A 7,719-nucleotide genomic window follows, 5' to 3' on the forward strand; every position below is an offset into this window, starting at 1 on the left:
TTGCCAATTATATCGTAAGTGAATGATTTTAAAACGTTAATTTTCAATATCTTAGTTATTTACTCTTGGCTTTGTATTTTTAAATACAATAACCATAAATAGACTTTGCTAGCTTTCATTATTATGTTTTCAAATTTTGTGTACAGTGTGACAGCCAAAGATATTAGTTGAATGAATTTATTACAGCGTACATAAAAACAAGTTATGTGACACGGTTTTAACCATGGAACGTTGCCGTTATTAAGTAATTATTTGTAAATGTACTGATAGCTAAGATGAGTTTTGAATATTAAAATTATTAGCGTCGCATTAAATAAAATTGTTTGGTGAGTATGCCGACTTATTTTAGCTCTGAAAGATAGATAATTCGTACTTAAAAGGAATTTATAATGGCGAAAATAAGTCAATTAGCATTACTGATTGCTGGTATATCCGCGACAAGCAGTTATGCGATGAATCCACAGCCTGATCCCGAAAACCCTGGTGGCTACATCATTGAGCGGGCAGAAATAACAGCCGCAGAAGATGCAAAGACGTTAGATCCTATGTATGACGTTTGGGCTAAAGCACTCGAAACACGCCCAAATACAGAGGTTGAAGCGATCTACCCTGATGCTTCAAGCAACCCTGATAACGTAAAACGTGTTGAGCGAGTTTTTCCTGAAACAGAGTGGAATTTCTTGACACAAATGGCAGCGCCTGAATATACCTATACCCGTTTTCTACGCGCAATTGGTAAGTTTCCTGCATTCTGTGGCGACTATACCGACGGACGTAATGCTGATGAAATCTGTAAAACCTCTATCGTGACGGCATTTGCCCATTTCTCACAAGAAACGGGCGGCCATATCAGTATCGATAATTATTCGGATAACCCACTGGCATTAGAAGAATGGCAGCAAGCCCTCGTTCATGTACGCGAAATGGGCTGGTCTGAAGGTCAAGCGGGTTATACTACAGGTTGTGGGCAAGATGATTGGCAAAATAAACGTTGGCCATGTGCTGACGGTGAAGGTTATTTTGGCCGAGGCGCTAAACAGCTCTCTTACCATTTTAATTATGGCGCTTTCTCGGAAGTAATGTTTGATGGCGATGCAACGGTATTATTAAATGATCCGGGGCGTGTTGCTGATTCATGGCTGAACCTTGCCTCTGCGATTTGGTTTTTCTTAACCCCACAAGCCCCTAAGCCTGCGATGCTTCATGTAATTGATCGTACATGGAAACCATCACAACGTGAAATTGATGCCGGTATTACCTATGGCTTTGGTACCACTATTAATGTGATCAATGGCGGTATCGAATGTGGTGAGCAAAACAGAGAGAAAGGACAACCTGTTAACCGTATTCGTTACTGGGAAGGTTTAGCCGAGCATTATGAAATTGCTATTGCAGAAGATGAGAAAAACACCTGCTGGCAGCAAACACCCTATGGTAGTTTAAATCTTAATGGTGCCACTGACGTGCTTTACACCAACTGGGATGCGAACTGGAAATATTATTCTGATCGTCCAGGCGGTGTTTCTTTTGAATGTGAATTAGTCGGTTTTCAAACGGCGTATTCAGCTTTAGTTGAAGGTGATTACGAAAAATGTGTCGCGAATGCATATGGCTCTCACGCCAATTGGCCTGATGTGCGTGTAGTTGATAAATTACCTGATACAGATAAGCCTGTGGATCCTGTAGACCCGCCAGTCGATGGTGTGGATACATGGCAAAGCAATAAAGTTTACACTGGTGGCGATAAAGTCAGTTACCAAGGTGCTGTCTATAAAGCGAAGTGGTGGACACAAGGCGATAACCCTGCAAGTGGTGGTCCTTGGGCGCTAGAAAGTGGTACACCAGTGACTCCTGAGCCAGTTGATCCAATCGAACCTCCTGTCGATCCTGTTACGCCAGTCGAACCTGTTGATCCAGTTATTCCTGTCGATCCTGTGGTTCCTGTAGAGCCCGTTGATCCTCCTGCAACTGATACACCTGCATGGAATGTAGGAGCTGTGTATGTTGGTGGCGACAAAGTCAGTTATCAAGGAAGTGAATATAAAGCGAAGTGGTGGACGCAAGGGAATAAACCCGATGCTGGGAGCCCTTGGCAAAAGTTGTAATAAAAACTAACAATTAGAGAAAGCCCGAAAGATAAACATAAAATGTCTTTCGGGCTTTTGTTTTATAAATTAATACGTTCAATAGGAAATGTGATCGCTTTTTGTGTAATAATTTGATTATCATTCAGTGAGATTATCTCAATAAGCAGCTTGTTAATATCTGGCGTTAAAAATAGGCTGCCCTCATAATTTGCTTCAGTAATAGCTGTTGCCATGACTCTATCATCATGATTAACAATGTAATTACCGTCATCATCAGTGCTATAATTTCGATAAATATTGACATAGACATCTTCAAATATTGGATTAGTAATGTTTAAGGGGATCGTTGTGATATTGCCCGAAAAATTAATATTACTCGCCTCTAATTCTGGAAAGTTGTCTTCGTCTTGCTCAGTTAAATCGTCATCACTAATATTATCAATATCGTCACTTTCACCGTTATCTATATTATCGTCACCGCTATCTTTCACTGGAAAAAAGATAGGGGGTTGCACCTGAGCACTGGTATCACTTTCTGTTTCTATAGGCTGATTGGTTTGATCGGATGAACTTTCGCTTAAACAACCAGTAAAGATCCAAGTGATGAGTAGTAACAGTAATCGAGAGTTTTTCATCAGTATTACTCCACTGTCAGAGAATATACGTTTAAGGGATCAGGGTGCATAAACCATGTATCATGTTCACTGTCATTATTGTTGAGATAGTTTTTGATATCAGGGTAGGCAGATAAAATACTTTTCCCTTCTACCGGATTATTCCAATTAGCAGGTATTAAAATCGCAAATGGGATCCCTGATTTATTTTTATAACTGTCGCAGCTTTTTTGAATACCACAATTGATGCTGGCATCGCCTGAATCATCATTACCACTTTTGAATAAATTTGGATTAGCCTTGATTGTTGGAGAAAAGTCCTTCAAATGAATTTCTAGACTTCGAGAAGGCGGGGCTAGAAAACCATGATTATCATTGGGCGAAGCAAAAATAAATGGATTTAAATATGGAGATAAATCTTTAGGGTAGGTAACAGGTTCGTTGAATGTGATTTTCATTGAAGCTTTTACGGTTACATTTTTATCTAATTCACAATTAGGATCTACGCGTAAAAACCCGTTGTCACATTCAGAAGAAAAGTATTGCTTTAATGAGTCCGTGACAATCAAAACTGCGTCATCATCTGGGCTGTCAGTTGCTTCTACAATACTTGCTTGGTATGCATTATTTACGACAACATAGCTGTTTTCGGTATCAACACTCGAAGAGGTAACGCCGTCTAATTTAATAGCAAAACCATTATTATATTCCCCACCGTAAGCCTGTAATTCAATATCAATGTTCAGTTGTGAAAGCTTGCCAGTAGTGGCTTGTTGTACATGTCCAACACGGTATCTCAGGACGACATCATTAAAATCAAAATCATCTTCATTAGGCCAGCGGTCTTCAAACGCGAGAGTTGCATAACTTCCTTGAGAAGGAAACCAAGAATAACTTTCTTGCTTGTCATAGCTGGTAATTGAAATAGGGTAGTCTTCGACTTCTCCTCGTTCACCACGCCCTAGATGTGAAATATTTGGATCTTCATTTAGCCTAAAGCGAACCCATGTTTGATCTGTTAAGCTTGCATCACTTGGAACGTCGATAGCAAGGTGGTGGGTGCCACCGAGCAGTGAGACATTTTGGAGCACATTCTCGTTAGGATCACTAAAGTTACCATTGTTATTCCAGTCAACCCACGCAGATAGATATCCCGTTAAAAAGCCGCCGACTTTTGCCGTGAAAAAAGAGGTTGAGCCTTGATTTAAACTCATAGTTGCGAAAGTTATCCCTTGTTCATCATCACTGTCATTATTATCATCAAACGCAGGATAAAGTTGTGCGAGCAGATCTTCATCAGGTTTACTTCCTAAGTAAAGATGAGAAGACACTTGATGATGCGCACCATTGACAGAAACTGAAGTACCATAAGAATTTGGTGCATCACCAAAATCATAACCTTTTATAGCGAGTGTCATATCACGACAACGAGCTATATCAATCGTACTACTAACATTCGTTAGGGAAGGTAAGGAAATATAACGGAAACTTTCTTGTTCATTGAGGGGAGTGATATCATCAAAAAGGTATAACTCTCCTGTTTTAGAATCAATAATGTATAACATTCCATTAGCATCGAAAAACTGACCACTAAAATTACGTAATCCTTGAAGCCCTGTTGATTGTGATAGTTCCACTTTGTTATCTTCTAACGATTGCGAAAGGTCAAATCGGTGAATATTTCTACTGTTATCAATTGCATAAACAACCCCCTCAGGATGAATAGCTAGATCTGCCAGTGTATAAAAAGCTTGTTCCTTTTTTAATACTTGGGTTGCTTGCTTCGTTGATAAATTAATGCGCCATATACCTTCCTGCTTGGCATAGAGGTACAAGTTATCGTTATGAACATCGCCTGCGGTGTAATCATGTTCGGGTAAATCAACTATATCTAACTCATCGGCGTTGAAACCATTATCAATGCGCACTACTTTTTTATTTATTACTCCATATAAATAACCATCGAGAGTATTGAAACCCACTGCATCATAACTATTAGGTATTAAGCCTGAGTTATTTGTCTGTCGATCAATGTTAATGAATGAGATATTCGCAGTATCATGAAAGAAATAGCCTGTTTGGTTACATGAAAATGAGTTTGCCAAGCTATTACTCATGAAGGAGGTAAACAAAAAAAATGAAAAAAATATGTACAGATAGCGTTTCATTGTCACTCCACTTCCAGTTAGCGTTTGAAACATCCTTAGTTAAGAATCAACTTTAATGCCAGTTAAACGTACACACATAACAATAGGTTATGGCGCTTTACACTTTTGTTATTCTCATTTTTGCAAAACGCTATGAATTTTAAGACAGTGTTTATTTGTAATATGAGTCTTTTAAAAAACTGAAAAGCAGTAAATCGCAGGGGAGTGATGTTTTTTTGAATGACTACCTCATATTTGATTGATAATTGACTAATTGATTTTTTTTTCAAAATATTCCCTTTACAGCAGCAAGTTAGCTCGATATTATTCATCGCACTTACGGAGAGATGGCTGAGTGGTTGAAAGCACCGGTCTTGAAAACCGGCATACGTTTATAGCGTATCTAGGGTTCAAATCCCTATCTCTCCGCCATATTTAATTGTTAAGCTTTGGCTTGATGATAAAACGAAATTTTAGTGCCGACTTAGCTCAGTAGGTAGAGCAACTGACTTGTAATCAGTAGGTCACCAGTTCGACTCCGGTAGTCGGCACCATTAAATTTCGGTGGGGTTCCCGAGTGGCCAAAGGGAGCAGATTGTAAATCTGCCGGCACTGCCTTCGAAGGTTCGAATCCTTCCCCCACCACCATAATTTGCAGAGATGCTTAGCAGGCATCGTATAATGGCTATTACCTCAGCCTTCCAAGCTGATGATGCGGGTTCGATTCCCGCTGCCTGCTCCAAACAATTCCTCCTTAGTTCAGTCGGTAGAACGGCGGACTGTTAATCCGTATGTCGCTGGTTCAAGTCCAGCAGGAGGAGCCAAATAAAAAAGCCCGCAAGCAATTGCGGGCTTTTTTACGTCTGTAAAAAATCACTTAAAAAATGCTCGGTGACCAAACGGTGACCACCATTTTTTGTAGGCTGGGGCTGTTGCAAATAATTTAACGGGTATATTGAGCCTACAATTAACTTTAAATTACGCGTAAATCGCATCAACATTAAAGAGACGATTCATAAAGGCGGATCTATCCTGTACTTTTGTTTTAGGTTAATCATGACGTAGCCAAAAATCAAATTGCCACTTATTTTACATTCGTTTGCTGTGCTAAGTGTCGCTAAGGTGTGTGCCGTTTCCATGTGCTTTTTGTTTTCTCCTTATTGTTCTCATCGCTTTTTCACGGGTTGTAACGTTGCACAGCAGAACCTCTAAAACAAGGGTGAAATACACGCTACGCGCCCTTGCTTTAAAGAACCTGCAGTGCCTCGAAAAAGTTAGGCGAAAACGGCGATGAGAAACCCCATAAGGAGAAAAGCGATGGCACATTCCAACTCACACTCACCAAGCTCTACTAAGGCACATCAACCGAGCAGCGTATCACCGCTGCACCACTCAGGCTCTACAACGATGAGCGACAGAGCCTGCGATTACTTCATTGATAAGCGTCTTTATCAACTCTACACCCGACTACGCGAATGCAATCCAAGCGTGTTGGATATGGTGAATGCGCTTAACTTTGTGTTGCGACAATACCCAGCATTAGGACCGGTAATTGGTACTTGTCACGATCTGGAATGTTTTATTGAAGCGGTAGAAAGTTACGAGCAGGAGGGGGCACTATGAGTCAGCCGTATTATATGGCAATAGCCAAAACTATTTTAAGCCAGCTAGGCGGTAACCGTTTTATTACCATGACCGGCGCAAAACATTTTGTCGGCCTTACCGAACCAGGACTGCAATTCGATTTACCTACTGATACGGGGGCAATCAATAAAGTGACACGGTTACGGGTAATTTTAGATCCGTGTGATACCTATACGGTGATCAGCTTTCGTAAAAAGCGTGGCCAACTGGAGTACATCGAAGTCACACGTCAATCGGGGATTTATTGCGATATGTTAGAAGATACTTTCACTGAAATGACAGGGTTGTATACGTCGTTTTAGGTGTAATTGTGGTGATAAAAAGCCCTGCGTTGTAGGGCTTATTTAACAGTATGGGTATTTATGCGTACTGAATCGGAAGTTACTGTAGTGCTAATATTCTTTGTTTCTATTCAACTTTAAATAACGGTAAGCCTTGAGACTTTCGCCATTCTTTTATGATTTTCGTAATACCTTCAGGAGAACAATTAGCTTCATTATCAGGGTAATATATTAAATCTGTTCCATCTGGGTGCTCAGTTAATAATTCAAACTTCTCCAGCAAAGTATCTAACTTATCATCGTTCAAAGCAGTATTCTCTTTAAAAATCAGATCCATAAGTTCAACAAACTCACTTTCTGTATAATCTTGTATTTTAGATTTCATTCTTATGTATCCTAATATGATTTTTTGCGGTGACTATTCTTAAGTTATCAACATTATAAACTTCACCTCCATATTGTATTTCTTCAATGTGGTGGATTTCAAAAGAATTTCGCTTTCCAACTTTATCAATACTTCTTGTTTTAGGTGACTTACCTAATAATATTCGATTCTGGTTTTGTTTATTAAATTGACTCATTAGAAATTCATCTTTAGAGACCTCAACCCAAAATGCTTTTCTAAACACATCAAAACTTGAAAACTCTCTGCCTCTTAATTTATCGGCTATCTGGGACGGTATTGGTGCTCCTAATCCTTGTCCTGCTTTTTCTAACCAGATCCCTGTTATATCTTCACCTTTCCCAGTAACAACTCCTGGCTCATTACGAGCGGTTGTCTTAAAGACCAGATACAGAGGCTCAATCCCTGAACCTTCTGGGAACACAAGAATTCTATCTTGCCAATCACTCTCAGCAGGCATCGGTAATACAGTCGATGAGTCATTAACCGCATCACTGAGTGGATTTACCCAAATATCATCGAATGACACACCATCATCTTGAG

At 39.8% G+C, this 7,719-nt stretch carries 7 protein-coding genes, 5 tRNA genes and 1 pseudogene; 8 read left to right on the top strand and 5 right to left on the bottom strand.

The window, feature by feature from the left end; all coding sequences use genetic code 11:
- Positions 1 to 389: 389 nt before the first annotated feature.
- Entirely contained in the window at positions 390 to 2,105 is a 1,716-nt protein-coding gene (locus C9J46_RS20880; protein ID WP_107291470.1) for a chitinase, read from the top strand.
- Positions 2,106 to 2,167: 62 nt separating this feature from the next.
- Here C9J46_RS20880 and C9J46_RS20885 read toward each other — a convergent pair whose 3' ends face one another.
- Positions 2,168 to 2,722, bottom strand: a complete 555-nt coding sequence (locus tag C9J46_RS20885; RefSeq protein WP_107247781.1) for a hypothetical protein — start codon at positions 2,720 to 2,722, stop codon at positions 2,168 to 2,170.
- A gap of 5 nt (positions 2,723 to 2,727) precedes the next feature.
- Positions 2,728 to 4,806: an LruC domain-containing protein gene (locus C9J46_RS20890; protein ID WP_233217827.1), complete on the bottom strand. Its 2,079-nt coding sequence runs from the start codon at positions 4,804 to 4,806 to the stop codon at positions 2,728 to 2,730.
- 383 nt (positions 4,807 to 5,189) lie between these two features.
- Between C9J46_RS20890 and C9J46_RS20895 the strand changes: the two genes are divergently transcribed.
- The 5 genes from C9J46_RS20895 (at position 5,190) to C9J46_RS20915 (ending at position 5,672) form a co-directional block, all read left to right on the top strand.
- Positions 5,190 to 5,280 (top strand) — tRNA-Ser (locus tag C9J46_RS20895).
- Between the two features lie 46 nt (positions 5,281 to 5,326).
- Positions 5,327 to 5,402 (top strand) — tRNA-Thr (locus tag C9J46_RS20900).
- A gap of 9 nt (positions 5,403 to 5,411) precedes the next feature.
- Positions 5,412 to 5,496 (top strand) — tRNA-Tyr (locus C9J46_RS20905).
- Between the two features lie 19 nt (positions 5,497 to 5,515).
- A tRNA-Gly gene (locus tag C9J46_RS20910) sits at positions 5,516 to 5,590 on the top strand.
- Positions 5,591 to 5,596: 6 nt separating this feature from the next.
- Positions 5,597 to 5,672: transfer RNA gene (locus C9J46_RS20915), tRNA-Asn, on the top strand.
- A 154-nt stretch (positions 5,673 to 5,826) separates the two neighbouring features.
- Here C9J46_RS20915 and C9J46_RS20920 read toward each other — a convergent pair.
- Positions 5,827 to 5,937: pseudogene (locus C9J46_RS20920) on the bottom strand (IS6 family transposase); the annotation flags it as partial.
- 228 nt (positions 5,938 to 6,165) lie between these two features.
- Here C9J46_RS20920 and C9J46_RS20925 point away from each other — a divergent pair.
- Positions 6,166 to 6,471 (top strand): hypothetical protein, encoded by a 306-nt coding sequence (locus tag C9J46_RS20925; protein ID WP_107288021.1) that lies wholly within the window; start codon positions 6,166 to 6,168, stop codon positions 6,469 to 6,471.
- Complete coding sequence (locus C9J46_RS20930; RefSeq protein ID WP_199190660.1) at positions 6,468 to 6,794, top strand: hypothetical protein; 327 nt, start codon at positions 6,468 to 6,470, stop codon at positions 6,792 to 6,794. The genes C9J46_RS20925 and C9J46_RS20930 overlap by 4 nt, the downstream gene beginning before the upstream one ends.
- A 106-nt stretch (positions 6,795 to 6,900) precedes the next feature.
- Here C9J46_RS20930 and C9J46_RS20935 read toward each other — a convergent pair whose 3' ends face one another.
- Both C9J46_RS20935 and C9J46_RS20940 read right to left on the bottom strand, forming a co-directional pair.
- On the bottom strand, positions 6,901 to 7,158 hold the full coding sequence (locus C9J46_RS20935; RefSeq protein WP_199190661.1) for a bacteriocin immunity protein: 258 nt from the start codon (positions 7,156 to 7,158) through the stop codon (positions 6,901 to 6,903).
- Positions 7,148 to 7,719: S-type pyocin domain-containing protein (locus tag C9J46_RS20940; protein ID WP_199190662.1), on the bottom strand; the 572-nt coding region annotated here is incomplete at its 5' end. The genes C9J46_RS20935 and C9J46_RS20940, both read right to left, overlap by 11 nt.

The sequence above is a fragment of the Photobacterium sp. GB-36 genome (assembly GCF_003026135.1).
Lineage (GTDB): Bacteria > Pseudomonadota > Gammaproteobacteria > Enterobacterales > Vibrionaceae > Photobacterium.

Excerpts from the sequence above, each read along its gene's own strand:
- C9J46_RS20880 (WP_107291470.1), top strand. The coding sequence starts at position 390 with ATGGCGAAAATAAGTCAATTAGCATTACTGATTGCTGGTATATCCGCG.
- C9J46_RS20885 (WP_107247781.1), bottom strand. The coding sequence starts at position 2,722 with ATGAAAAACTCTCGATTACTGTTACTACTCATCACTTGGATCTTTACT.
- C9J46_RS20925 (WP_107288021.1), top strand. The coding sequence starts at position 6,166 with ATGGCACATTCCAACTCACACTCACCAAGCTCTACTAAGGCACATCAA.
- C9J46_RS20930 (WP_199190660.1), top strand. The coding sequence starts at position 6,468 with ATGAGTCAGCCGTATTATATGGCAATAGCCAAAACTATTTTAAGCCAG.
- C9J46_RS20935 (WP_199190661.1), bottom strand. The coding sequence starts at position 7,158 with ATGAAATCTAAAATACAAGATTATACAGAAAGTGAGTTTGTTGAACTT.